The 25610-nt window shown below is 60.4% G+C and carries 15 protein-coding genes, 2 rRNA genes and 1 pseudogene; 10 read left to right on the top strand and 8 right to left on the bottom strand.

Going from position 1 to position 25610, the window contains the following annotated elements:
* Together rrf (KGB25_RS23690) and rrf (KGB25_RS23685) are read left to right on the top strand one after the other, a co-directional pair.
* Positions 1 to 97, top strand: a 5S ribosomal RNA gene (gene rrf / locus KGB25_RS23690); the annotation flags it as partial.
* A gap of 104 nt (positions 98 to 201) precedes the next feature.
* Positions 202 to 317, top strand: a 5S ribosomal RNA gene (rrf, locus tag KGB25_RS23685).
* A gap of 216 nt (positions 318 to 533) precedes the next feature.
* Here rrf (KGB25_RS23685) and KGB25_RS23680 read toward each other — a convergent pair.
* Positions 534 to 1580: a FecR domain-containing protein gene (locus KGB25_RS23680; RefSeq protein WP_223436942.1), complete on the bottom strand. Its 1047-nt coding sequence runs from the start codon at positions 1578 to 1580 to the stop codon at positions 534 to 536.
* A pseudogene (locus KGB25_RS30675) lies at positions 1580 to 1663 on the bottom strand (RNA polymerase subunit sigma); the annotation flags it as partial. The pseudogene KGB25_RS30675 and the gene KGB25_RS23680, both read right to left, overlap by 1 nt.
* A 309-nt stretch (positions 1664 to 1972) precedes the next feature.
* Here KGB25_RS30675 and KGB25_RS23675 point away from each other — a divergent pair.
* Positions 1973 to 3853 carry a methyl-accepting chemotaxis protein gene (locus KGB25_RS23675; RefSeq protein ID WP_008024479.1) on the top strand — a complete coding sequence of 627 codons (1881 nt, stop codon included), beginning with the start codon at positions 1973 to 1975 and terminating at the stop codon, positions 3851 to 3853.
* 125 nt (positions 3854 to 3978) lie between these two features.
* Here the strand turns inward: KGB25_RS23675 and KGB25_RS23670 are convergent, their stop codons facing one another.
* The 5 genes from KGB25_RS23670 to KGB25_RS23650 form a co-directional block, all read right to left on the bottom strand.
* A complete protein-coding gene (locus KGB25_RS23670) occupies positions 3979 to 4446 on the bottom strand; it encodes an SRPBCC family protein (RefSeq protein WP_008039596.1) in 468 nt (155 codons plus the stop codon).
* Positions 4447 to 4468: 22 nt separating this feature from the next.
* Complete coding sequence (locus KGB25_RS23665; protein WP_223436940.1) at positions 4469 to 7885, bottom strand: non-ribosomal peptide synthetase; 3417 nt, start codon at positions 7883 to 7885, stop codon at positions 4469 to 4471.
* Between the two features lie 13 nt (positions 7886 to 7898).
* Positions 7899 to 8828, bottom strand: coding sequence for a diiron oxygenase (locus KGB25_RS23660; protein WP_223436938.1), 930 nt, complete (start codon positions 8826 to 8828; stop codon positions 7899 to 7901).
* Entirely contained in the window at positions 8825 to 9601 is a 777-nt protein-coding gene (locus KGB25_RS23655) for a DUF3050 domain-containing protein (protein WP_008039599.1), read from the bottom strand. Before KGB25_RS23655 ends, KGB25_RS23660 begins: the two co-directional genes overlap by 4 nt.
* Before the next feature lie 638 nt (positions 9602 to 10239).
* Entirely contained in the window at positions 10240 to 10950 is a 711-nt protein-coding gene (locus tag KGB25_RS23650; protein ID WP_008039600.1) for a GntR family transcriptional regulator, read from the bottom strand.
* 193 nt (positions 10951 to 11143) lie between these two features.
* Between KGB25_RS23650 and lapG the strand changes: the two genes are divergently transcribed.
* Both lapG and lapD read left to right on the top strand, forming a co-directional pair.
* Positions 11144 to 11836, top strand: coding sequence for a cysteine protease LapG (lapG, locus tag KGB25_RS23645; RefSeq protein ID WP_192226605.1), 693 nt, complete (start codon positions 11144 to 11146; stop codon positions 11834 to 11836).
* A gap of 14 nt (positions 11837 to 11850) precedes the next feature.
* A complete protein-coding gene (lapD, locus tag KGB25_RS23640; RefSeq protein WP_223436936.1) occupies positions 11851 to 13797 on the top strand; it encodes a cyclic di-GMP receptor LapD in 1947 nt (648 codons plus the stop codon).
* Between the two features lie 96 nt (positions 13798 to 13893).
* Here lapD and KGB25_RS23635 read toward each other — a convergent pair whose 3' ends face one another.
* The gene (locus KGB25_RS23635) at positions 13894 to 14259 is read right to left on the bottom strand and encodes a tryptophan synthase subunit beta (RefSeq protein ID WP_223436934.1); all 366 of its coding nucleotides are present in this window, start codon (positions 14257 to 14259) and stop codon (positions 13894 to 13896) included.
* A gap of 499 nt (positions 14260 to 14758) precedes the next feature.
* Here KGB25_RS23635 and bcsQ point away from each other — a divergent pair, with 499 nt between their 5' ends.
* From bcsQ to KGB25_RS23610, 5 genes are read left to right on the top strand one after another with little or no spacing between them, the layout of a single operon-like run.
* Positions 14759 to 15898, top strand: a complete 1140-nt coding sequence (bcsQ, locus tag KGB25_RS23630) for a cellulose biosynthesis protein BcsQ (RefSeq protein ID WP_223436933.1) — start codon at positions 14759 to 14761, stop codon at positions 15896 to 15898.
* Positions 15895 to 18117, top strand: a complete 2223-nt coding sequence (gene bcsA / locus KGB25_RS23625) for a UDP-forming cellulose synthase catalytic subunit (RefSeq protein ID WP_008039607.1) — start codon at positions 15895 to 15897, stop codon at positions 18115 to 18117. The genes bcsQ and bcsA overlap by 4 nt, the downstream gene beginning before the upstream one ends.
* Positions 18117 to 20390 carry a cellulose biosynthesis cyclic di-GMP-binding regulatory protein BcsB gene (gene bcsB, locus KGB25_RS23620; protein WP_223436931.1) on the top strand — a complete coding sequence of 758 codons (2274 nt, stop codon included), beginning with the start codon at positions 18117 to 18119 and terminating at the stop codon, positions 20388 to 20390. Before bcsA ends, bcsB begins: the two co-directional genes overlap by 1 nt.
* Positions 20390 to 21625, top strand: coding sequence for a cellulose synthase complex periplasmic endoglucanase BcsZ (bcsZ, locus tag KGB25_RS23615; protein WP_223436928.1), 1236 nt, complete (start codon positions 20390 to 20392; stop codon positions 21623 to 21625). The genes bcsB and bcsZ overlap by 1 nt, the downstream gene beginning before the upstream one ends.
* Positions 21601 to 25578: a cellulose biosynthesis protein BcsC gene (locus KGB25_RS23610; protein WP_223436926.1), complete on the top strand. Its 3978-nt coding sequence runs from the start codon at positions 21601 to 21603 to the stop codon at positions 25576 to 25578. Before bcsZ ends, KGB25_RS23610 begins: the two co-directional genes overlap by 25 nt.
* Positions 25579 to 25610: the final 32 nt, after the last annotated feature.

Here is a 25610-nt window from a genome sequence, read left to right as displayed (position 1 = left end):
TGGAACCACCTGATCCCATCCCGAACTCAGCAGTGAAACGATGCATCGCCGATGGTAGTGTGGGGTTTCCCCATGTGAGAGTAGGTCATCGTCAAGATTAAATTCCGAAACCCCAATTGCGAAAGCAGTTGGGGTTTTGTTTTAGTAGAAGTCACCAATTTTGCTGGCACGTTACAACGTAACGGGCTGGTCACAGAATTTCTTGACGACCATAGAGCATTGGAACCACCTGATCCCATCCCGAACTCAGCAGTGAAACGATGCATCGCCGATGGTAGTGTGGGGTTTCCCCATGTGAGAGTAGGTCATCGTCAAGATTGAATTCCGAAACCCCTGTCTGCTAACGCAGACAGGGGTTTTGTCGTTTCGGGCTCGCTAATATCTCGATTGCCTGCCTAGGAAAAACAAAAAAGCCAGCCCCTTGAAAATCAAGGGCTGGCTTTTTTGTATGCCGAGTATTTAGAACTGGTAGCTAACCGTGGCGGTTTTCGGTCAGATGCCCGCCTGGCGAGCAAACTGATTGAGCACATCGCTCAAAGCTCCGGCGGCAACGTTGTAGCGCTGGCTGCTGACTGCCGCTCCAACGTCACCCACCATCGGGTGCGGTAGCGCAGTTGCACGGGCAAGGTCTGCGGAAGGATGGCCAGCAGCTTGTCGGTGTCCTCCAACCGGAAGACACCGGACAGCCGCAAGTCGGCGATATCTGTTGCGCACGTCAGATAACCAAGGCGGTAGCGCCCGACCTCCTGCAGGAAATCGCCAAGACGCATGTTGCGGGTGACGATCAGACCGTCGACCCAGGCGCCGACATCCATGGCCTGCGGTGGTGCCAAACGTGCTCGCTGATGATCAATCACATAGCTCTGACCGGCCTGCACCTGAATCGGCATGCCATCAGCAGGCAGTGGTGAATGGATCGCGACCATGCCGCTGGTCACGCTGAGCCGCGTGCAGTCCGCTTCCTGGCGAAGGATGAAACGTGCGGCGACGCCCTCATACACACCGTGGTGACTGTGCACGCGTAGCGGTCGATCCAGTGAAGATCCTTCATCGGCCCCGCCGCACGTCACGATGATTTCGCCACGGGTCAGTTTGATCAGGCGCTGGTGCGTGGTGTAGTCCAGATCCACTGAGCTGGCGGTGTTCAGTTCCAGTCGCGTGCCATCCGGCAGCTGGAAACCACGGCGCTCGCCCGTAGCGGTGGCGAAATCCGCGGTCCACTGTTGCCAACCCGTCAGATCCCTGCCCAGCCATGCTGCCGATCCCATCAACAACGCACCCGACAACAGTTTCAAGGCTTGGCGTCTACCCAGTCCTTGAGCACTGTTTTCCAGCGTGTTGAAGGCGACGTGGGCACCGGGTACCGCATGCAGATTGTTGCTGAGTTCGGCGTGCAGCGACTGCGCCCGTTGCCAGGCCAGTTCGTGCTCCTGATGTTCTGCCCGCCAGACATCGCATTGCTGGCGCAGCCTGGAATTGCTCGCGTTGTTTCGCAAGCGCAGCAGCCAGTGGATGGCTTGTTTGACCACCTGTTGATGAGGTTCGCCACGCCGACCCAGTGCCGAATTATCCACAGGCATCATGTTGGGTACCGCAGCAGGTAGCAGTGATAGAGCGAATCAGCGACATAGCGCTCCACCGAACGTTGAGAGTGAGCCCTTCGGCTGCATTAGCCCGAACGTCACAAATGATAATTACTCGCATTGTTGTCAAGGGACGGGGAATTTGCAACTGCCGCTCGAACAACCGTCATCACACCAATGCTACTCAAGCGCTCTAGCATGCCGTTCGGCGGGTATCTGACGGAAATACCGGTCATTTCGTACATGCCCCTAAGATTTATCCCGCCTGTGCCGACAGACTGGTGAGACATGCGTGCACCAAAGTAGAGCGGCCTTAGAGCCGCTTGAGCTGTACATGGAATGTTGCAACCCGGAACGCATCCCCACTTTCTGCATAGAAGCCCTATGAAATGAATCTCAAGTTCAGCCATAAAATCCTGTTGGCCGCCTCCGGCGTCGTGGTGCTGGCTTTTGCGTTGTTCACTTTGTACAACGACTATCTGCAGCGAAATACCATTCGGCAAAACCTCGAATCCTCCGTTCAACAAGCCGGCGACCTGACCGCCAGCAGCGTGCAGAACTGGATGAGCGGCCGCGTGCTGGTGCTGGAAAACCTCGCGCAAAACGTCGCTCATCAAGGCGCCAATGCCGATCTGCCGGGGCTGGTTGATCAGCCGGCCTTCACCTCCAACTTCCAGTTCACGTACGTCGGCCAGACTAATGGCGTGTTCACTCAGCGCCCAGACGCGAAGATGCCGGATGGCTACGATCCGCGTCAGCGTCCCTGGTACAAGCAAGCGGTTGTCGCTGACAAAACCATGCTGACCCCGCCTTACATGGCGGCCGTCGGTGGGTTGGTCGTGACCATCGCCATGCCGGTGAAAAAGAATGGCGAGTTGCTTGGCGTGGTCGGCGGCGACCTGAGCCTGGAAACCCTGGTGAAGATCATCAACTCGGTGGACTTCGGCGGCATTGGCCATGCGTTTCTGGTCAGTGCCGACGGCCAGGTGATCGTCAGCCCGGACAAAGACCAGGTCATGAAGAACCTGAAGGACATCTACCCCAACGCCGGCCTGCGCATCGAGAAGGGCAATCAGCAAGTCACCCTGAACAACCAGGAACGCATCCTCTCGTTCACCCCGGTCAACGGTTTGCCGAATGCTGCGTGGTACATCGGTCTGTCGATCGATAAGGACAAGGCCTACGCACCATTGAGCCAATTCCGCACCTCGGCGTTGATCGCGATGTTTATCGCTGTCACCGTCATTGCGGTGCTGCTGACCCTGCTGATCAACGTGCTGATGCGTCCGCTGACCACCATGGGTCGTGCGATGCAGGACATCGCTCAGGGCGAAGGCGACCTGACCCGTCGACTGTCCGTGGAAAGCAAAGATGAATTCGGCGAACTTGGCGGCTCCTTCAACCAGTTCGTGGAGCGAATTCACGCGTCGATTTCCGAAGTGTCCTCGGCAACCCGGCAGGTCCATGACCTGTCGCAACGGGTGATGGCCTCGTCCAACGCGTCGATCGTCGGTTCCGACGAACAAAGTGCGCGCACCAACAGCGTGGCGGCGGCGATTAACCAGTTGGGCGCCGCCACCCAGGAAATCGCCCGCAACGCCGCCGACGCTTCGCAGCATGCAAGCGGCGCGAGCGAGCAGGCCGATGACGGTCGTCAGGTGGTGGAAAAAACCATTCTGGCCATGACCGAGCTGTCGCAGAAAATCAGCCTGTCGTGCACGCAGATCGAAACCCTGAACGCGAGCACCGACAACATCGGGCACATTCTCGATGTGATCAAAGGCATCTCCCAGCAGACCAACTTGTTGGCGCTCAACGCCGCCATTGAAGCGGCACGCGCCGGTGAAGCCGGTCGTGGTTTTGCGGTGGTGGCGGACGAGGTACGCAACCTTGCGCATCGCACGCAGGAGTCGGCCGAGGAGATTCACAAGATGATCACTTCGCTGCAGGTCGGCTCACGTGAAGCGGTGACCACCATGAACGCCAGTCAGGTCTCCAGCGAAGAGAGCGTTGAAGTGGCGAACCAGGCGGGTCTGCGTCTGGTCAGCGTGACGAAGCGCATTGGCGAAATCGATGGGATGAACCAGTCGGTGGCGGCAGCGACCGAGGAGCAGACGGCGGTGGTGGAAACCCTCAACGTCGACGTTAACCAGATCAATCTGCTGAATCAGCAGAGCGTGGCCAACCTCAATGAAACGTTGAAGGATTGCGATGCATTGTCGTTGCAGGCGAATCGGTTAAAGCAGTTGGTTGATAGCTTCAAGATCTGATTCAGGTCAGATCACCGCGTTATCGTTCTTCGCGAGCAAGCTTCGCTCCTACAGGTTACTCGATACCTTGTAGGAGCGAGGCTTGCCCGCGAAGAGGACTGGCGCATCACCGAAAAAAGTGTGTCCTACGCAAACAACTTCAACACATTATTCATCGCATCATCGGCAAACCCCTGCACAAAATCCTTGAACCCCGGCAGTGCCTCGGCGCCACCCTGAGCCGGCTCGGCGATGATGGTCCATGTTGCTCGGGACTTGCCTTCACCCAGCACCTCAACCGTCATCGCCGCCCACAAATTGGCCACGCCCAAGGTGTTGTAGATCGTGGTCCAGGTCATGCTCCGCGCCTGGTCATCCCGCGAATTGAGTTGCTCGACCACCAGGTTGCCGTCCTTGAAGAATTTCTTGCGCAGTGATGACACGCCTTCGCCGGTCGTCTCGATGTGCGACAACGCCGGGATGAATTGATCGAAGCCGGCAAAGTTGCCGACCACCGCCCAGACTTTTTCGGCCTGCGCCGGCACGTCCACCGAAGACACGACGAGGCAGCCTTGTGGGTTTTTGATCAGGGTATCGGGTTGCAGGTTTTTCATGGTTTTGCTCCGTTTGAGTGATTCAGATGAAGTTGATTTCTTTGAGGTAGTCGCAGCCGCGACGCAGCAGCGCCGGGGATTTTTCCGGGTAGTGCGCGCCCATCTGCCGTACGCCGGCCTGTGCGTTGTCATGGCCGATCATCGAGATGTCGCCGATGTCTTCTTCGAAGCCGTTGAGGTAAAAACCGAGCACGCCGAACAGCGCGTTGTCGCTGTCGACCCGGCCCAATTGCTGCTGCCAGTCGGAGACGCTGACCATGGAGAATTCCCGACCCGCCTCACGAAAGGACGCGACGTAATCGTCCCAACTCAGCGGCTCGGGGTTGTGCAGGTTGAATACCGCTTTTTCCGCTGAATATCGGCTGGCGTGGAAGGCGATGAAACGGGCGAGAAAGTCCACCGGCATCAGGTCGAAATTCAACGCGAACTCCGGCACCTGGCCGAGCTGGATCGAGCCTTTGAGCATCAGCATCAAGCGGTTTTTGTGCGGCTGGCAGACGCCGCTCAAGCTGTTGAAGCTGATGTTGCCGGGCCGGTACAGATTGACCCGCACCCCGCGCTCCCGAGCCCTTTCCAGGATCCGTTCGCCGACCCACTTGGACAGGTTGTAGCCATTCTTGATGTAGATCGGCGGAGTCTGCGCGGCGGGCAGTTCGAGCACCCGGCCATCAGCGGAAATCGTGCTCGAAGCCGACAGCGTCGAGACGAAATTGAAGATTTTTTTACTGCGTCCTTCGCACAGGCGCAGGCACTCGAAGATTGGCTCGACGTTGTCCCGCGCCAGCGACTCGTAATCCAGCACGTGATTGACGTTGGCGGCGTTGTGCACCAGCGCGCCGTACTCGCGATCCAGGCGCTCATAAACATCCACCGCAAGCCCCAGCGAGGGCTGTGTGATGTCCGCCGAGTAAACCCGCACCCGGCTCAAATCCAGATGCTCCAGGCGGTTTTCCCGCAACGCGTGGGCGAAGCGTTCCGCCGCCGATTGTCCGCTGCCATCGCGCACCAGACACGCCACTTCGCTGGCGCCCCACGCCAACAACGCTTCAACAATATGCACACCGACAAAACTGTTGGCGCCGGTGACGATCACCTTGTGTACATCACCCATGCGACTGACGGGCAGCGGCTCGATATCCAGTTCGCGGAAGGCATCCGCCATGGCCTGTTCGCTCAGCACTTCCTCTGTGCCGGAGCCGCGCACCAGTGTCGCCAGTTTCGCGATGGTCGGCAGTTCGATGAAGCGGTTGATCGAGATGCTGCGACCGAACTCTTCACGCAGGCGCAACAGCATGCGCGACAGCAGGATCGAGTGGCCGCCCAAATTGAAGAAACTTTCGTCGGTGGAAATGTCGCTGGCCGGCAGCTCCAGCAGCTCGGCCCAGATCTCCAGCAGCAGCGCTTCATCGGCACTGGCCGGCAAGCGTCGCTCGGTGTTTTCGGCGATGCTGACGGGCAGCTCCAGCAGGGCCTTACGGTCGACCTTGCCGTTGCTGGCAAACGGCATGCTCGCCAGTTCGGTCCAGGCGGTGGGCTGCATGTAGTCCGGCAGAAACTGGGTGGCGTGCGCCTTCAGCGCTTCACGCGCCGCGCCGGGTAGCGCTTCTTGAGGCTGGGCGAGGAACGCCAGAATCCGCCGTTGGTTGTCGATGACCACGGCCACCTGGCGGTACAGCTGACTGTCGCGCAGGCAACGTTCGATCTCCTCCGGCTCGACCCGAAAGCCACGAATCTTTACCTGATTGTCCCGGCGGCCGCACAACTCGATGCCAGCGTCGGTCCACTTCGCCATGTCGCCAGTGCGGTAGGCCCGCAGGTGCTCACCGCTCGGCAGGCTCACGTTCAAATAGCGCTCGGCGGTCTGTTGCGGATTGTTCAGATAGCCCAGGCAGACACCGGGCCCGACGATGTACAACTCGCCGACGGTCTGTTCGCCCACCGGCTGAAAATCCTCCTCGAGAATCAGCACCTGACTGTTGGCAATAGGCGCGCCGAGGGTGCGATTGCTGTCGCCGGCGCGCAGTTGTCGCGCGGTGATCAGCACCGTCGCTTCGGTCGGGCCATAGAGGTTGTAGAGGTTGCCCTGGCGGGTGAGCTGCTCGATGACATAGGGCTCGCACACATCACCACCGGTCATCACATGATCCAGCACCTGCAACTGCTCCAGCGGCAGAATGCTCAACAAGGCTGGTGGCAGAAACGCGTGGCTCAAGCGTTGGTGGCGGATCAGTTCCACCAGTTGCAGCGGATCACGGCGTTGATCATCGCTGGGCACGATCAGCTCGGCGCCCTGCAACAGGGTCGGGAAAATATCGATCAGCGACGAGTCGAAACTCAACGACGAAAACTGCAGCGCCCGGCTCTGCTCCGTCAGTTGCACATAGTCGGCGTACCACGCGGTGAAGTGCGCGAGGTTGGCCTGGCTGAGCAACACACCTTTGGGATGGCCGGTGGTGCCGGAGGTGTAGAGCGCCATGCACGGCGCATCGAGGTCCGGGCGCTGGCGCATCAATGGTTGGTCGAGATCCACGCTGTCGATGGCGATCGCGCTGATGTCCAGGCTGAGCATCTCGGATGCAAGAGGATGCTCCCCGTCGTGCAGCAGCAACACGGCACCGGCATTCGACAGAATGTAGTGCTGACGTTGCAGCGGATGGCTCGGCTCCAGCGGCAGATACACCGCGCCGCTGCCGAGAATCGCCAGAATCCCCGCATACAACGCGCTGCATTTCGGCAGGCAAATGCCGATCACCCACGGCCCGTCGAGTTGTTCGAGCATTGGCTGCAAACGCTGCTGGATGGCGCGGCTGTGGGCATGCAGTTGGCGATAGCTGAGGGACGTACCGGCAAGGTTCAGCGCCGGTCTGTCGGCGGACTGCATGAAGCGCTGCTCAAGCCGCTCGATCATCGGCACTTTCGAAAGTTGCAGCAACCGAGGATCAGCAGTGGAGTTGAGCCGATGGATGTAGGCCAGGTGTTCCAGAAACCGCAGGCTTTCTAGCCGCTCGAAATGCACCGGGGTCGCTGGCTCGGCCAGTAGAAAATAGTCGGCGTCCCGCGAGAAACGACTGACCAGCAGCGCTACATGATCTACCAGTTCCGCTACCGCCCGCACACGCAATGCCTGGCCGTTGCCCGAAGGTTCGTCGGCAATCGGCACGCGCGTGAGCAGCGTCGAACTGTGCAGGCATAGCAAGTCCAACGTCACAAGACCTGAAGTCTGCGGCTCGCCGATGCCCAGTTGCAGCGTCAGTCGAGATGTCGCGCCGAAGTCCTCAAACGGCAGGCTTGTGTCGTCGATCAGCAAATCGAACGGTCCCGCCGCAGGCTGACCAACTGCTTCAAGCTGCATCAGTGAATGACCGTGTTGTTCGAGCTCCAGCGCCAGGTCGGTCAGGGCCTGGCTCTGCCCGATGAGCAGAATGTCGAGACGTCTCATGATGTGCTCCTCGTTAAACCAGGTAGTCGCTCAGGGCTTCTTGAACGCACGGCGAATCGAGCAGCGAACTGCTGCGGAAAAACCGCACGATGTTGGCGACCAACGGGTGATGGCGGTTGATCGGGAAGGCCAGTCCCGACACTTCGCGCTTGAGTGCGGCGCGCGCGGCTTCGCTGATTTGCAAAGACTCGATCAGGCGGAAATCGAACGACTTCTGAATGTCGTTAGTCAGGTAATGGCCGATGAACACCGGCAAAATCTGCGCGATGCATTGGCGATCTTCTTCGCTTGCGGTGTGCCAGTAGATGCGCACCAGCCGCGCCCAGAAGCCCGAGTGACGACCCTCGTCGAGCAGGTGATCAGCCATCAAACCCTTGATCGATTGCTTGACCGTGTCGTCCTTGGCAAACGCCGCCACATCGCCGGTGACGGTGTTTTCGGCGATGGCCACGCAGATCAACTCCACGGCACTGCGCAGGTGTTCCGGTGCAAGTGCCACGGCGGCCGGAATCGCCCGGCTCAGTTCGATTTCATCCGGCAGGTCGATGGGCGTAATGCCCGTCATGGCGACGGTTTGCTGCATGAAATCCATCGCCACCAGCGCGTGATAATCCTCGTCCACCACCACGGTCATGGCGTCGTACCGGCAGGCGAACGGGAAGGCCACGGCAAAGCGGTTCTTGGCGATGCTGCGCGCGGTTTTGTCGACGATCTCGGTTTCGAAAATCACCACGTCGTTGATGAATTTGTAGAGCGTCTGCACCAGGGCGAAATCCCGTTGCTCCGGGCATTCGCGCAGGAAGGTTTCGCTCAATACCAGCGGTTGGCGACTGAGCGGGTAGATCAGCTTTTCGTCGTTCTCCAGCACGCGGCGCGGTCGGGTGCGGATGGTCGCGCGGCTTTCCCAGGCGTCGGCGAAGGATTGGTAGTCGGCGGCGTTCATGCGTTCACCTCCGCCAACGGCTCGCTCATGCTCAGACGCAGGCCGTCCCACAGGGCAATGCGGCTTTCCACGGCGGCGAGGGCGCTGGCGTAGACGTCTTCTTCGCGTTGCGGATCGCCATTGACCAATCGCGCGAGGAGTTTTTCCGCTGCCGGGCCGTGGTCTTCGGAATCGACTTCGATGTGCCGTTCCAGGTAGTAACGAAAGGTCGGCGCTTGCTCGATGCCGATGCCCCAATCGTCGAGAATCCGCTGGAACATCTGCGGAATCACGCTCTCACGACCGTGCAAAAATGCCGCTGCAACACTGTGGCCGGGTGCATGCAGCGCGGTGTGCAAGGTGTGGCGCACGAACTGCGCAGCGGCCGGGTCAACGTCCACGCTCTGCAATGCCACGTCATAACTCACGCCTTCTTGCTGCAGCGCCACGAAGCGTTCGATGACGGCCGTGCTGGCCCCCACTTCGCGCATCGCATCGAGGTACAACTCGAAATGGCTGTAATGGCCGTGGGCCGGACGATCATCGGACTCTTCACCAAGCACGATCTCGTTGATCAGGCGCGCCGCCTGCGGATCGCTCGGCGGCAGCCAGGGCAACTGAACGCAGGTCAGTTCCTGTTGCAGGCGCTTGGTCAGCGACATGAAATCCCATACCGCAAACACATGGGATTCCATGAAGCGTTGAAGTACCGAAAGCGAATGTATTTCAGAGAAAATCGGGTGCGCGCTAAGTTCTGCTTTCTTCTGATTAAGACGGTCTTTAGTCGATTTCATGGCGAGCCTATAAGTGGTCCGGAGTGAGGTGTGATCAATAAGTAATGAGTGCTTTAAGAAGTCTGATGGCGAGCGGATGCCTCAAATGAATTGATCGGTATTAGTTGCATGTAAGTCTTATGGCTAAGGGGTTGCAGCCAGTAGCCAGTAGTGGCGGAGAAAAACTAATACACGAATAAAGTGCTGGGCAAGTTATTTTTATACTATTTTAAAGTTTAACTTTTTCGAGCGTGACAAGTTCCAATAAGACTTTTTGAATAAGTTTTATTTGGGCGTAGTTGCTCCTTTCGGCTTATATAAGTCGAAATCGAAATAAAGAGTGAATGCCTCACTCGAAGCAACTTTCTAAGGGTGATCGTTAGTGTGATTTGAGGGGTGGAAGTTGGCCGGGACGCCGATGCTTCCTTTCCCGTGGCAAGACTCCTTCCTTAGGTTCTTGATGCGGGGACTGCGCCGCTCATGCGGTGCGTCGCCCGTTTGTTATTCGTTGGCAGCCCAAGAGTGAGCGTAAATCAAGGCAGCCGCTATCACCGACGCGTCATAGGGTCAGTGCAAGGGGCGGGTTTGGCAGAAAGGATGTGCAGGCGCGGCAAGCGCGGGCGAGCAGGTCGACCTGCTCGCGCCGTTGCCGGGGTGATTTATTTCGAGGTTTTTCTGCTTTGCGCTTCGGGGCTTTCGAGATAGCGGGTGATGACCTCGACGCCTCGGTTGAGGTGATGTTCGAGCAGCTTCACCGAACGCTCGATGTCGCGGTCTTCCACCGCCCGCAGCAGCGCACGGTGATCTTCCTGGGACAGTTTGCCCAGGCCCATGGCTTCCAGGTTGAAGCGCAGGAAGCGTTCCTCTTCGTTCAGTCCGTCTTCGACCAGCCTCAAGAGCCGACGGTTAGGCGCCTTGCAATACATCGACATGTGGAACAGGCGGTTCAGCCGGCCGATTTCGGTGTAATCGTGTTCCGTTTCCAGTTCGTCGATGTAGCGGGCGGCCTGCTCGAAGTCTTCGTTGGTGAGCAAAGGGATCGACAGGCGCAGGGCTTCGGACTCCAGAAGGATGCGCAATGCGTAAGTCTCGACGGCGTCGCCCTGAACCAGTGGCGCGACCACCGCACCTTTGTGGGCGACCACGTTAAGCAGCGCATGGGCTTCGAGCTGGCGCAAGGCTTCACGGACCGGCATGCGGCTGACACCGAACAGGTCGGCCAGGTCTTGTTGGCGAAGGGCCGTGCCGCAAGGAATGCGACCATCGAGAATGGCGGCACGCAGGGTCTCTTCGATGACCGAGCGGGCCAAATGCGCGGGAATCGGCCCGTTGACCTTGATACTGCTGAGAGGGTTGGGCTTCTGTGTCACTACAACGCACCCTGAATGACTGAGATAATTTGGATCCAAGAGGACACTAGTGACTGCCTGACAGGTTGTCAAACGCACACAGGGTCACACTTCAAGTTTAGTCGGCCCGCAGTGATCTCACCGTGCCATTGTTATTTAACAGGCTAACCTTCAACATCAATCGATTCCACCTGCCCACCCTGGATGCCTCGCATTGGCGGCACGTTTCGCGATCCCTCGGACCTTGCGCTGGTTGTGCTGCGCGTTGCTGCTGGCCGGTGTCATTTCGGGCGGCCTGCACGCCGACTGGGATTTTTCCCTGATCAGCCGTCGGGCGCAGGCGTTGTACGGGCCATTGGGCGAGGGTCAGCAGCGCATCGATGCCTGGCAGCAATTGTTGGCAACGCAGAAGCAACTCAGTGAGCTGGACCAGCTCAATGTGGTCAACCAATTCTTCAACAAACAGATGCGCTATGAAGAGGACATCGACCTGTGGCACGAGGTCGATTATTGGGAAACCCCGATCGAAGCCCTGTGGAAAGGCGCCGGTGATTGCGAAGACTTCGCCATCGCCAAGTATTTCAGCCTGCGCCGCCTCGGCGTTTCCAGTGACAAGTTGCGCATTACTTACGTAAAGGCCCTGAGCCTCAATCGCGCGCACATGGTGCTGACCTACTACGCCAGCCCCGACGCCATGCCGCTGGTGCTCGACAGCCTGATCGATGCGATCAAGCCCGCCAGCCAACGTACCGATCTGTTGCCCGTCTACGCTTTCAATGCCGAAGGCTTGTGGTTGCCGGGTGCCAAGGGCAACAAGAAAGTGGGCGATACCAAGCGGTTGTCCCGTTGGCAGGATGTGTTGAAGAAAATGCAGGCGGAAGGATTCCCGGTCGAAACGATTAACTAGGAGCACGCGCTCAGATGTCTTTGTTCAAACAGCTATTGATCGCTATTTGTCTGTTCCTGGTGGTCGCCTTCACCGGCAGCTTCATGGTCAGCCTCGAGAGCTCGCGCACCCAGTACGTCAACCAGTTGCGCTCCCACGCCCAGGACGCCGCGACGGCGTTGGCGCTGTCGTTGACGCCGAACATCGATGACCCGGCGATGGTCGAGTTGCTGGTCAGCTCGATCTTCGACAGTGGTTATTACGCGAGCATCCGCGTGGTCGATCTGTCGAACGACAAGACGCTGGTCGAACGCAACGGCATCCCGGCGGTCACCAATGTGCCGGACTGGTTCATCAAGCTGATCGGCCTGGAACCGTCGGGCGGCGATGCGATTGTCAGCCGTGGCTGGGAGCAGGCTGCGCGGGTCGAAGTGGTCAGCCATCCGATGTTCGCGCTGGCCAAGCTTTGGCAGAGCGCACTGGGCAGTCTCGGCTGGTTGCTGCTTTGCGGCGCGGTGAGTGCGGCGCTGGGTGCGTTGTTGTTGCGCCGGCAATTGAAACCGCTGGACTACATGGTCCAGCAATCCCACGCCATTGCCCGCCGCGAATTCCTCAGCCTGCCGGACCTGCCGCGCACACCTGAATTGCGCCGCGTGGTGCAGGCCATGAACCAGATGGTCGAGAAGCTCAAGGCGTTGTTCCAGGAGCAGGCCGAACGCAGTGAAAAACTGCGCACCGAGTCCTATCAGGACAACCTGACCGGGTTGGCCAACCGGCGCTATTTCGAGATGCAATTGAACGCGCGGGTGAGCAATCCGGAACAGGCGAGTTCGGGTTATTTGTTGCTGCTACGGGTCAAGGACCTCGCCGGGCTGAATCAGCGTCTGGGCGGCCAACACACCGATGATTTGTTGATAGCGGTCGGCGAGCAACTGTCCCGCGAGTGCGCCAAATACCCCGAAACGCTGAACCTTGTTACGCGGATCCGTGGTGGTGAATTTGCCGTGCTGGCGCCGGGATTGCTGCGCGCAGAGGCGCTGCAACTGGCGCAAAACCTCGACAGCGCCTTGGTCACCCTGCATGCGACCGGCGCCACCGACGTGGCCGCAGTGGCCTTCATCGGGCTGGCGCCGTTTGTGTATGGCGACGCCCCGCAAGCGGTGCTCGGGCTGGCGGATCAGGCACTGGCGCAGGCCGAAGGCCAGGGCGATTCGCGGTGGGTGTGCCTGGACCGCGCAACGTCGGCCCCTGTCGGCGATGATCATCATGCCTGGCACAGCTTGCTCGACCTGGCGCTGAATCAGCAGCGCTTCGAGCTGTATTTCCAGCCGGTGGTGGCCAGCCAGGACACGACGCTGGTGCTGCATTACAAAGTGCTTTCGCGCCTGATCGACGAGCAGGGCCAGGCGATCCCCGCCGGCCGGTTCTTGCCGTGGCTTGAGCGTTTCGGCTGGGCCGCGCGCCTGGACCGCCTGATGTTGGAGCGGGTGCTTGAGCAGATGGCCGACCATGAAGCGTCGTTGGCGCTGAACCTGTCCTCGGCGACGCTGGCCAATCCGCAGGCGCTGAGTCAACTCTTCGATATTTTGCGGGCGCATTCCAGTTTGGGGTCGCGGCTGACACTGGAAATCGGCGAGGAACAACTGCCGGAGCAAGCTGAGCTGGAAGAACTGACACGGCGGCTACGTGAACTCGGCTTCTCGTTGAGCCTGCAACACTTTGGCGGGCGCTTCAGCATGATCGGCAACCTGGCACGGCTCGGGTTGGCGTATTTGAAGATCGACGGCGTTTACATCCGCGCGATTGATCAGGAGAGCGACAAGCGTTTGTTCATCGAGGCGATTCAGCGGGCGGCGCACAGCATCGACTTGCCGTTGATTGCCGAGCGGGTCGAGACGGACGGGGAGCTGGCGGTGATCCGCGAGATGGGGATTTACGGTGTGCAGGGGCAGTTGTTTGGTGAGCCGAAGCCTTGGGAGTGATCAGATCTGACGATCGCCATCGCGAACAACCCGGTAAACATTGTAGGAGCCGGCTTGCCGGCGATGGCGTCAGCACAGACAACGACAAAGGTTGGATCAGATCAACCCCGAATCATCCTCATCCACCAGATTACTCAACCCACCCAACGCTTCCCGGGCCTGTGACCGGTCCATCAGTTTGGCCTGTGCGGCGGCCGGCAGGTCGGTGACGCGGATTACGCCCTTATCGGTCAGCACCTGAATCAAGTCGTCGAGTACCCGGATCATGTCCAGGTCACTTTGTCTCAATTGCTTGAGTTGTTTGATTTGCTGAAGTTGCTTGTGGCTGGTCGCCATGACTTCGCTGGCAAACCAGGCTTGAAGATCGGGATGGTCGGCCGGGAGTATTTCGGTCGACCCGGCAAAGGCCTCGGCTTCCACGCGCATCAGTTGGCCGTCTGCATTGCGTTGCACGTAGAACATTGAGCATCCCCCATGAATGACCCGCATAGGTCTGTCAGCAGCATAGCCAACGGAGCGGTGACTTGATGTCAGGCCGTGGCAAAACATGCTTATGAACTAAGTAACTAATTGATTTAAAAGATATATACGAAACAACTAAACGGCTGTTCGTTAATTGCCTGGGTAAATGGTCCGCTTATTGCTCCGTTGTTACTCGTGTTCGTGATGTTGTCAGCGACTGAATGAGCCTGCCATTCGGCGCCAAAATGAGCGGCCGTTCAGGCTTGAGTGGATAATCGCGCGCCGTCCGGTCGGGCCGTTTTTTCGGTGAATGCATGCATAGATCTGCAGCCAAAAAAACAGCGCTAAGTCAAAAAAATGGCGATTAAAAAATAATTTTGATCGCGATTAAGTATTACGCTAGTGTAGTTCAAAATATTGACGATATCATTTTAGTGGCTCACCTCGACGGACCGTCACGAGCTTCGTGTTCTATCTCAGTAAGCGCCTCGGGCAGTCTATGAATCGTACAGACGATATATCGAACCTGTTCAACAGGTTCGGGGCAAGTGCGGACAGCTATCTCGAATTCGATAGCCATTTTGACTACAAAGAAAAGCCGTTGGCGCTGGTGCCGACTACGCCTGTGTCCGTGGTGATTGAAGCCCCTGAGGCCGCTGCCGAGGTGGTTGAAGCCGCACCGGTCGAGCGCGCGCTCCATGACGAGGCTGAACTGCCGCCCGTCAAAATCCCCCAGGTTGCTGCGCCGCTTCGCCATTTACTGGCCGAGGTCGCGCTGGCGCGTCAGGCAGAAGCGCAGGCACGCAACGAAGAGGCGCTGCGCCAGGTGCTGCCTCATGGCCGTCCGAGCAAAACCAAGGCGCATGTCATCGCGCTGATATCGGGCAAGGGCGGTGTTGGCAAAAGCACCCTGGCCTCGGCGCTGGCCACCCTGTTGCGGGTTGAGCACGGTCAGACGCTGGCCATCGACCTCGATCCGCAAAACGCCTTGCAGCATCACTTGGGTGCCGAGCCGGATGTGGCGGGCATGGCCAACGCCAGCCTGCAGGGTGAAAACTGGAATTCACTGCTGTTGGCCGGGCCGGCCGGCTCATTGTTGCTGCCTTATGGTGCGGTCACTGAAGATGAACGCCGGACGCTGGAACGCTATCTGGAAAACGATCGATTCTGGCTGGCCCGTCAGCTGGCGAACATGGCGCTGGGCGAAAACGACGTGGTGATCCTCGACACACCACCGGGTCGCACGGCTTACCTGGACCAGGCCTTGATGGTGGCTGATCAGGTGCTGGTGGTGGTGACCGCCGATGCCGCGTGCTTCCTGACACTGGACCCGATGCAGCGCTTGCTCGACGAACGCAAGGCCCGGGGGCAGGCCCCGCAGTGCAATTACGTGATCAATCAGTTCGACGCCTCCCGAGCGTTTTGCCGGGATATGCAAGAGGTGCTCAAGCGCCGTCTCGGTAACGATCTGCTGGGGGCCGTGGCGCTGGATCACAGCATCGGCGAGGCGTTGGCGTACGGTCAAAACCCGCTGCTGGAGCCGGGCTTTTCCCCGGCCTGCCGAGACATGCGAGTCCTGAGTGACACGCTCAAGGCGCAGTTGAAGTCGATGGATATCGCGGAGTCGTACGCTTCGTGATTACAGCCTCAGCTCCCGATACCGAAGCCCTGACGCGATCGCAGCGTTGGGCGCAGGCGCTGTCCGAACGCGTGGACAGTTTGCCCAAGGCATTGCGTCGAGCGTTGATCCTCGGCGTCACGCTGATGTGCGCGCTGATGGCTGTTTTTATCATCACGGTGCCGTTCGATCTGTATTCGCAGTGCCTCTTTGCGGCGGGTTGCTTCGCCACCGCGTTGGTGCTGCGCAAGATTCCGGGGCGCCTGACGGTGATGGTGCTGATCGGTTTGTCACTGACGGCATCCCTGCGCTATCTGTACTGGCGGCTGACGTCCACTCTCGGTTTCGAAGGCTGGCTGGACATGCTGTTTGGCTACGGCCTGGTCATGGCCGAGCTGTACGCGATGATCGTGCTGGTGTTCGGTTACATCCAGACCGCCTGGCCGCTGCGCCGCAAACCGATATTGATGAGTGGCCCGCCCAGTGAATGGCCGACGGTCGATGTGTTCATCCCGTCGTACAACGAAACACTGGATATCGTCAAAGTCACGATCTTCGCCGCTCAGGCCATCGACTGGCCTCGCGACAAGCTGCGCGTGCATGTTCTCGATGACGGGCGCCGCGAGGACTTCCGCGAGTTCTGCGGGCAGATCGGCGTCAACTACATCGTTCGTGACAACAACCGCCACGCCAAGGCAGGCAACCTCAATGAAGCGTTGAAGGTCACCAGTGGCGAGTTTGTGGCGATTTTCGACGCCGACCACGTGCCCACGCGCTCTTTCCTGCAGGTGAGTATCGGCTGGTTCCTCAAGGACCCGAAGCTGGCGATGCTGCAAACGCCGCACTTCTTTTTCTCCCCTGACCCGTTCGAAAAAAACCTCGACACCTTCCGTTCCGTGCCGAACGAAGGTGAGCTTTTCTACGGCCTCGTGCAGGACGGCAACGACCTGTGGAACGCGACGTTCTTCTGCGGTTCCTGTGCCGTCATCCGCCGTGAACCGTTGCTGGAAGTCGGTGGCGTGGCCGTCGAGACCGTGACCGAAGACGCCCACACGGCGCTCAAACTCAACCGTGCCGGCTACAACACTGCGTACCTGGCCATTCCTCAGGCGGCGGGCCTGGCGACGGAAAGCCTGTCACGCCACATCAGCCAGCGGATTCGCTGGGCACGGGGCATGGCGCAGATTTTTCGCACCGATAACCCGCTGTTCGGCAAGGGCCTCAGCCTGGGCCAGCGTCTGTGCTACGTGAACGCGATGCTGCACTTTTTCTATGGTTTGCCGCGTCTGGCGTTCCTTACGGCGCCGCTGGCCTTTCTGATTTTCGACGCGCGGATCTACCACGCCTCGGCCTTGATGATCACCGCTTATGTGCTGCCGCACATCCTTCACGCCAGCCTGACCAACTCCAGCATTCAGGGGCGGTTCCGCCATTCGTTCTGGAACGAGGTCTACGAGACGGTACTGGCCTGGTACATCATGGGCCCGGTGCTGATGGCGCTGGTCAATCCCAAGTTCGGCGGCTTCAACGTGACCGACAAGGGCGGGATCATCGACAAGAAGTACTTCGAATGGAAGCTGGCGCGCCCCTACATCATCCTGCTGAGTTTGAACGTCGTCGGCATGATCATCGGTGTGGTGAAGCTGATGGAGGGCGCGGACGATGCGGCGACCACGATCCTGATCAACCTGGCCTGGACCGTTTACAACATCATCATCACCAGCGCCTCGGTGGCGGTGGCCAGTGAAACCCGGCAGATGCGTTCCGAGCCGCGGGTTGCGGCGGCGTTGCCGATGCGCCTGACCCGTGCCGACGGCAGTGTCATCGAAGGCACCACTCTCGATTTCTCGCAAAAAGGCCTGGGCTTCCGTTTGCCTGACGGGGTGACGGTTCCCCAGGGCGAGCGGGTGCAGATCTCGCTGTTTCGCAATCAACACCTGAGCGTGTTCCCGGCGGTGATTGTGTTCAGTCGCGGCACCGTTTTGGGCGCGCAGTTCGATCAGTTGACGCTGCGCCAGCAAAGCGAACTGGTGCGCCTGACCTTCTCGCGCGCCGACACCTGGGCGTCGACCTGGGGCAGCGGTCAGGTGGATACGCCGTTGGTGGCGTTGCGTGACGTCAGTGCCATTGGCCTGCGCGGTATCTACGAACTCTTCAAGGCCACGGTCCTGGAAGCGCGGGCCTGGCTGCGCAACCGTCGTCCACCCCCACCCCTCTTAGAAAACGTTCTGGACAAGTGATGAACTCGAAGTCTTTCGCTGTCGGTAACCTGCGCGGTGTTCGCCGCGCTCTGGCTCGTGCGACCTGCACCATGCTGGCGTTGGGGAGTGGTGTCGCGGCGTTCGCCGAAACGGCGCCGGCGACCAGTGCCACGGCAGGTGCCGGCAACTACAGTCTGACGCTCAAGCAGCTGGGCCGGAACTATCCGATGACCCTGCGCGGCGTCGAGTCCGCCGACAGCGTCAACTTCGACGTGCGCGCCGATGCGATCGTGACCGGCGCGCACCTGACGTTGCAATACACCTATTCCCCTGCGCTGCTGGCCGACCTTTCGCAGATCAACGTGATGGTCAACGATGAGGTGGCTGCCAGCCTGCCATTGCCCAAGGAAAACGCCGGGGCGATGCAAAAACAGGTGGTGGAAATTCCCGCTCACCTGATCACCGAGTTCAACCGTTTGAGCCTGCAGTTCGTCGGCCACTATTCGATGAGTTGCGAAGACCCGCAGCACTCCAGCCTGTGGGCCAGGATCAGCAACAACAGTCAGCTCGACATTCAAGTGTCGCCACTGACCTTGCCGGACGATCTGGCGATCCTGCCGTTGCCGTTTTTCGACCGTCGGGATGCGCGTCAGCTGAGCTTGCCGTTTGTGTTTGCCGCTGCGCCAGACAACAGCACCCTGGAAGCCGCCGGCGCACTGTCGTCGTGGTTCGGCGCCCAGGCCAGCTATCGCGGCGCGGTGTTTTCCTCGCGCTTCAACCAACTGCCGGCCAGCGGCAATGCCGTGGTGCTGCTCAGTGGTCCTGATGCGCTGCAACTCGGTGGTTTGACGCTGCCGGCGGCGACAGGGCCGACCCTGACGCTGATGAGCAACCCCAATGATGCGAACGGCAAATTGCTGGTGATCACCGGTCGCGACGGGGCGGAACTCAAGCGCGCCGCGACGGCGTTGGTGCTGGGCAGTCAGGCGTTGTCGGGCAGCCGCGTGGTGATCGACCATCTCGACAACGTGCAGCCACGCAAGCCGTACGATGCACCGAACTGGTTGCCCACCGATCGTCCGGTCAAGCTGGGTGAGTTGATTGCGGCCAAGCAATTGAATGTCGCCGGCTACAACCCCGGCGAGATCACCGTGCCGCTGAATTTCCCGCCAGACCTGTTCACCTGGCGCGACGAAGGCGCACCGCTGGACCTCAAATACCGCTACACCCCGCAAGAGAAATCCTCCAACTCGTCGTTCATTGTCAGCTTCAACGACGGGCTGATTCAGTCTCGCAACCTGCCGTCCCAGGACAAACTCGACAGCGGTGTGCTCAGCGCGCTGAAGACCAACGACAGCCTGGCCCGCGAAGTTCGTGTGCGCCTGCCGTTGAACTCGGTCGCCCTGCAATCGCGCCTGCAACTGCGCTACATGTTCGATTACATCAAACAGGGCGAGTGCGGCGACATCATCATCGACAACATGCGCGGCAGCGTGGACCCGGAATCGACCCTGGACCTGCGCGGCTACGACCACTTCATGGCCATGCCCAACCTCGGCGTGTTCAAGGATGCAGGCTTCCCGTTCACCCGTTTGGCCGACCTGTCGCAAACCGCCGTGGTGCTGCCGGACAACGCCGGGGCTACTGACCTGGATGCCTACCTCACGGTGCTCGGACGGTTTGGCCAGTCCACCGGTTACCCGGCCACCGGTGTACAGGTGACGCAAGCGGCGCAGGTCGCGACGGCTGCCGACAAGGATCTGCTGGTATTGGCGTCCGGTGTCAACCAGCCGCTGCTGACTCAGTGGGCTGACCGTCTGCCGGCGGCCGGAAATGACGGCCAGCAACGTTTCGAACTGTCCGATTTGCCCATGCGCGTACGGGATTGGTTCAGCCCCGACCCGGATGCCAACCAGCGCAAGGCGCGGCTGGCCATGGCGTTTTCCGGCGGGCAGCGCAGCACGTACCTGACCGGTTTCGAGTCGCCGCTGAAGAGCGGTCGCAGCGTCGTGGTGATTGCCAGCGACCGGCCGGAAGGCCTCACCGAAGCGACCAAAGCCTTGGTCGGTGGCGAAGAGTACACCCAGTCGATCCAGGGCAGCCTGGTGGTGGTTCGCGGCAAATCCATCGAGGCGCTGGTGGCGGACGAGCAGTACTACGTCGGCGAACTCGGTCCGTTCAAGTACGTGCAATGGATGTTGTCGCGGCATGTGGGCTGGATGTTTGCGCTGACCGGGCTGGCCATCGTGCTGCTCAGTGGTCTGGCGTACGTGTCGCTGCGTGCCCGCGCCAAACGACGTCTTGAGGTGTGATGAGCGTGCCCGCCTTCGCCCGTAAACGCCCGTGCCGTGCCGCCGTGATCGCGTTGTCGACGCTGCTGCTGGCATGGCTGCTGCCCGCCACCGCCCAGGCGCAACGTTGCGAGGCATCGACCTGGCCGTTGTGGCAGACGTTCGTCGAGCACTTTGTGCAACCTGACGGGCGTGTGCTGGACGCCAGCACGCCGCAACGTCACAGCTCGTCTGAAGGTCAGTCGTACGCCATGTTCTTCGCCCTGGTGGCGAATGATCGGGTCACCTTCGACAAGCTGTGGCGCTGGAGTCAGGACAACCTCGCCCAAGGCGATATCAAGAACAATCTGCCGGGTTGGTTCTGGGGCCTGGACGAGCAGGGCAACTGGCGCCTGCTGGACAGCAATTCGGCGTCAGACGCCGATCTCTGGTTCGCCTACGCGTTGCTCGAAGCCGGAAGACTATGGGAGAGCGACGCCTACACCCAGGCGGCGCGCCAGATCCTGCACAACGTTGTCACCCAGGAGGTCGAGGACCTGCCGGGGCTGGGCAAAATGCTGATGCCGGGGAAATTCGGATTTATCAAACCCGACCTCGACAAACCCGAGCTGTGGCAGCTCAACCCCAGTTACCTGCCGATTCCGGTGCTGCGCCGATTCGCCGACATCGATCGCAACGGACCGTGGGCGGAAATCGCCACGAACACCGCGACCCTGATCAAGGCCGTCAGCTACAAAGGCTTCGTTGCCGATTGGGTCAGTTATCACCGCACCGGGCCGGGCAAGGGCGAGTTCATCGTCGACCCGGTCAAGGGTGAATTGGGCAGTTACGATGCGATCCGCACGTACCTGTGGGCGGGCGTGATGCCGGTCAAGGACCCGCTGCGCAAACCGCTGCTCGGCAGCCTGGGCGGCATGCTCGCCGCCACGCTCGCCGACGGTGTGCCGCCGGAGAAAGTCCAGGTGCTCAGCGGTCAGCGCAGCGGTGCCGGCCCCTTCGGTTTTTCCGCCGCGCTGCTGCCGTATTTCAAAGCGCTGGGCAATGCGTCGCTGCAACAGCAACAGGCCTTGCGCGTACAGCAACTGATGGCCCAGACCCTGACCGCCGAAGCGGTCCAGGCAAAGCAGCCACCCTATTACTTTTTTGTACTGAGCCTGTTTTCGCTGGGCTACATGGACAACCGCTACCACTTCCTCGATCACGGGAAGTTGCAACCGATGTGGGAGAAGCAATGCCAGCGCGCCGTCACGCCATAGCCTTCGGGGTTTTCGCCGCCCTGATCCACAGCAGCAGCTTTGCCGAGCTCAATGGCGCCGGCAAGGCGCTGCTGCAACAGGGGCAATACTGGCAGGCACAAGGTGACCAGGTCCGGGCCACCGAAGCCTGGAAAAAACTGCTGCTGATCGATCCGCAGCAAGCCGATGCGATTTACGGTCTGGGCTTGCTGGAGCTCAAGGCCAACCGTCCTGCGGGTGCCAATCGCTACCTGGATCAGCTCAAGCAATCCCATCCCGGCGAATCGCAAACGTTGTTGCTGGAACAGGCCATCGCCTTGCAGAGCGGCAACAACCTCGATCAGTTGGAGCAGGCGCGCCTACTGGCAACGGCGGGCGAGCTGGACAAGGCCATGCCGATCTATCGGCAGATCTTCGCGGACAAGGCACCTCAAGGGGAGCTGGGCCTGGAGTTCTACAACTACCTCGGTTACTCGACCGGCGGCTGGACCGAGTCGCGCCAGGGCCTGGAGCGTTTGCTGCAACAAAGCCCGGACAACGCCAAGATCAAACTGGTGTTGGCCAAGCTGCTGCTGCGCAACGAGGCGACCCGTACCGACGGTATTCGTCGCTTGGGTCAGCTGTCTACCTTGCCCGAACTGGGCGGTGAGGCTACCGAGAGTTGGCGCGAGGGTCTGGTGTGGCTGGGTTCGCCACGAGCGGCGGAGATCCCGTTGTTCGAGGAGTACCTCAAGGCCAATCCGGATGACGCCGAGATTCGCACGCAAATGAACAGCCGTGGCACGGCCGCTGTGGCTGCCCAGCAGAATCCGAACCTGGCACGCGGTTTCAAGGCGCTTCAGGACAACCAGCTGAATGTTGCCGAGCAAGCCTTTCTGGCACGACTCAAAGAACAAGCGCAGGACGCCGACGCGTTGGGCGGCCTGGGGATCGTTCGTCAGCGTCAGGGCCGCTTGAGCGACGCCAATGAATTGCTCAAGCGTGCCGCAGGCCGTGGCGGCAACCCGCGCTGGCAAGCGGCGCTGGAGAGCAATCGCTACTGGGATCTGCTGGGCCAGGCTGACAAGGCCAAATCCGACCATGACCTGGTGCGGGCGCGCAGCCTGTTGCAACAGGCCATCACCAGTAAGCCGCGACAAGTCGAAGGCTATGTCGCCCTGGGCGGTGTGCAAGCGGAGCAGAACCAGTTGGACAATGCCGAGGCGAGCTATCGTCAGGCACTGACCCTGGACAATGACAACCCAGCGGCCTTGCTGGGGCTGATCACCGTGCTGGCGCAAAACGGTCAGGCCAGCCAAGGGTTGCGAATGATCGAAGGGCTGAACCCGGCCCAGCAAAAACGCCTTGGCGATTTGCGGCCATTGCGTGCCGCCGTCGCGGTCGGCCAGGCGAAAAATGCCGAGCGCAGCGGCGACCTGAACGGCGCGATTGCCGCGCAACAGGAAGCCGTGCGCAACGACCCGCAGAATGTCTGGACGCGCTATGACCTGGCGCGTCTGTACGTGCAAGCGAAGGCCCCGGACAAAGCCCGGCAGACCATGGCGGAGCTTCTTAAGGCCGATCCGCAGCGCGTCGATGCGCTGTACGTCAGCGCGTTGCTGTCGAGCCAGTTGGGCGAATGGTCGACGGCGCAAAGCACACTGGAGCGCATCCCGGTGAGCCAGCGCAGCACGGCGATGCAACAACTGGCCAACGAGGTTCAAGTGCAATCCCTGGCCAGCCAGGCCTCGACCCTGGCCAAACAAGGTGACCGCAGCCAAGCCATCACCTTGCTGCGTCGTGCCGAACTGGCGGCCAACGGCAAACCCGAATCATTGGGCATGCTGGCCTCGGCGTACGTCGATGCCGGTGATACCGAACACGCGTTGTCGATGCTGCGCAACGCCATGGCACAAAGCAGCACACCGTCGGCGTCGCTGCGCCTGGCGTACGCCGGCGTGCTGCTGAAAACCGGTGACGACGTGCAGGTCAATCAGATCCTGCACGAGTTGCAGAGCCAGCCATTGGCGGCGGCGGATCAGCGCAGTTACGACCAATTGTTGTACCTCTACACCGTGCGTCAGGCCGATCTGTTGCGGGAAAAGGGCGACCTCGTGGCGGCCTACGACACGCTCGCGCCGGCCCTGGCTCAGCGCCCGAATGACCCGTTGGCGGTTGGCGCGCTGGCGCGCATGTACCTGGCCAACAACAACGCCAAAAAAGCCATCGAGCTTTATCAACCGTTGCTCGACCAGGCGCCGAATGATCCGCAGCTGCAGATCGGCATGGCCCAGGCCTTGAATCAGTCCGGCGATTATCGCGGCGCCGAGAAAGCCATGGACAAAGCGCTGGAACTGGCACCGAACGATGCGCCGATTCTCGCCACCGCTGCCAGTCTGTATCGCGCCCAAGGCAAGAACGCCAAGGCCGCGCAGCTGTATGCGCGCGCCCTGGCACTGCAAGCGCCGAGCAAGGAAGACGCCAATCCGTTTGCCGGGACCGTGGCTGCCAACCCGTTCGTGGGCAAGGCCGGACAACGCAGTCAATCGCGGCTGGCCGAGGCTACGCTGTCGCAAATTCCGGCGCCCGCGCAGGTGCAAGTTGCGCAGGCGGCGGATGAGGCCGAGCCGGCCCTATCGAATGCCCTGGCGAGTAATGGCAGCGCTGGCGCTTACGCTGTGCAACCCGCGCGGGCCCCGGCCAAGCCGACGGACCCGCAGGCAGAAGCCCGCCAGGCGATGCAAAGTGCGCTGGACCAGATTGATCAGGAACGCAGCCTGCGTGTCACTCAAGGCGTGACCATCCGCAGCAATGACAGCGAGTCGGGCCTGAGCAAAATCACCGACGTCGAAACGCCGCTGGAAATCAGTGTGCCGCTGGGCGATGACCGTCTGGCGCTGCGCGTTACGCCGGTGTCACTGAACGCCGGTGGCATCAGTGATCCTGCGAAGTCGCGCTTCGGTGGTTTCAATGAGCAGCAGATGGCCGCGTTGCAAGCCCAGTTGGCGAACAACACGAACCCGGTCCAGACCGATTTTCTGCGTAATCAGATCAGCGGCCCGATCGGGCGCCAAAAGGACACGGGTGTCGGCCTGGCCGTGGCATACGAGAACCCGTCGCTGGGGCTGAAAACCGATCTGGGCGCAAGCCCCATGGGTTTCCTCTACAGCACCGTGGTCGGTGGTATCAGCATTGATCGCTCGTTCACCGAAGGCAGCGATTTCCGCTACGGCCTGAGCCTGTCGCGGCGCCCGGTGACCGACAGCCTGGTGTCTTTCGCCGGTGCGCGAGACGCCCGCAGCGGTCTGGAATGGGGCGGCGTCACCGCCAATGGCGGGCGTTTGCAGCTCAGCTATGACAATGGCGATTACGGCGTCTATGGCTACGGTGGCCTGCACAAACTGGTGGGCAACCACGTCGAATCCAACAGCCGTGCCGAGGCCGGCACCGGTGTCTACTGGTACTTGCTCAATGACGACAGCCGTCAGCTGACCGCCGGCCTGAGCCTCACCGGCATCAGCTACGACAAGAACCAGGGCAACTTCACCTATGGCAACGGCGGTTACTTCAGCCCGCAAAACTTCTTTTCCATCGGCGTGCCGATCGGCTGGTCGCAACGCACCGATCGCTTGAGTTACTCGATCAAGGGCTCGGTCGGCGTACAGCACATCGAGCAGGATGCGACGCCGTACTTCCCGAACGACAACGACATGCAGAGCGTGCTGAATCAGGTATCGCAGCAGTACGCCACGGCCGGGATCATTGTGCCGACCCAGTACTCGGGACAGAACAAGACAGGCGTCGGCTACAACCTGAATACGGCCGCCGAGTACCGTTTTGGCGACAACGTCTTCCTGGGCGGCAGCTTCGGCCTGGACAACGCCCGGGACTACAAGCAATTCACCGGTGGTTTGTACCTGCGGTACATGTTTGAAGACTTCACCGGTCGCATGGCGATGCCGGTCAGCCCTTACCGTTCCCCTTATTCGAATTAAGCAGCAGGAGTTTGCACCGTGGCAGTATCGAT

This window comes from Pseudomonas sp. BF-RE-21 (assembly GCF_019947305.1).
Lineage (GTDB): Bacteria > Pseudomonadota > Gammaproteobacteria > Pseudomonadales > Pseudomonadaceae > Aquipseudomonas > Aquipseudomonas migulae.
This window is presented reverse-complemented; position numbering and strand designations above follow the sequence as displayed.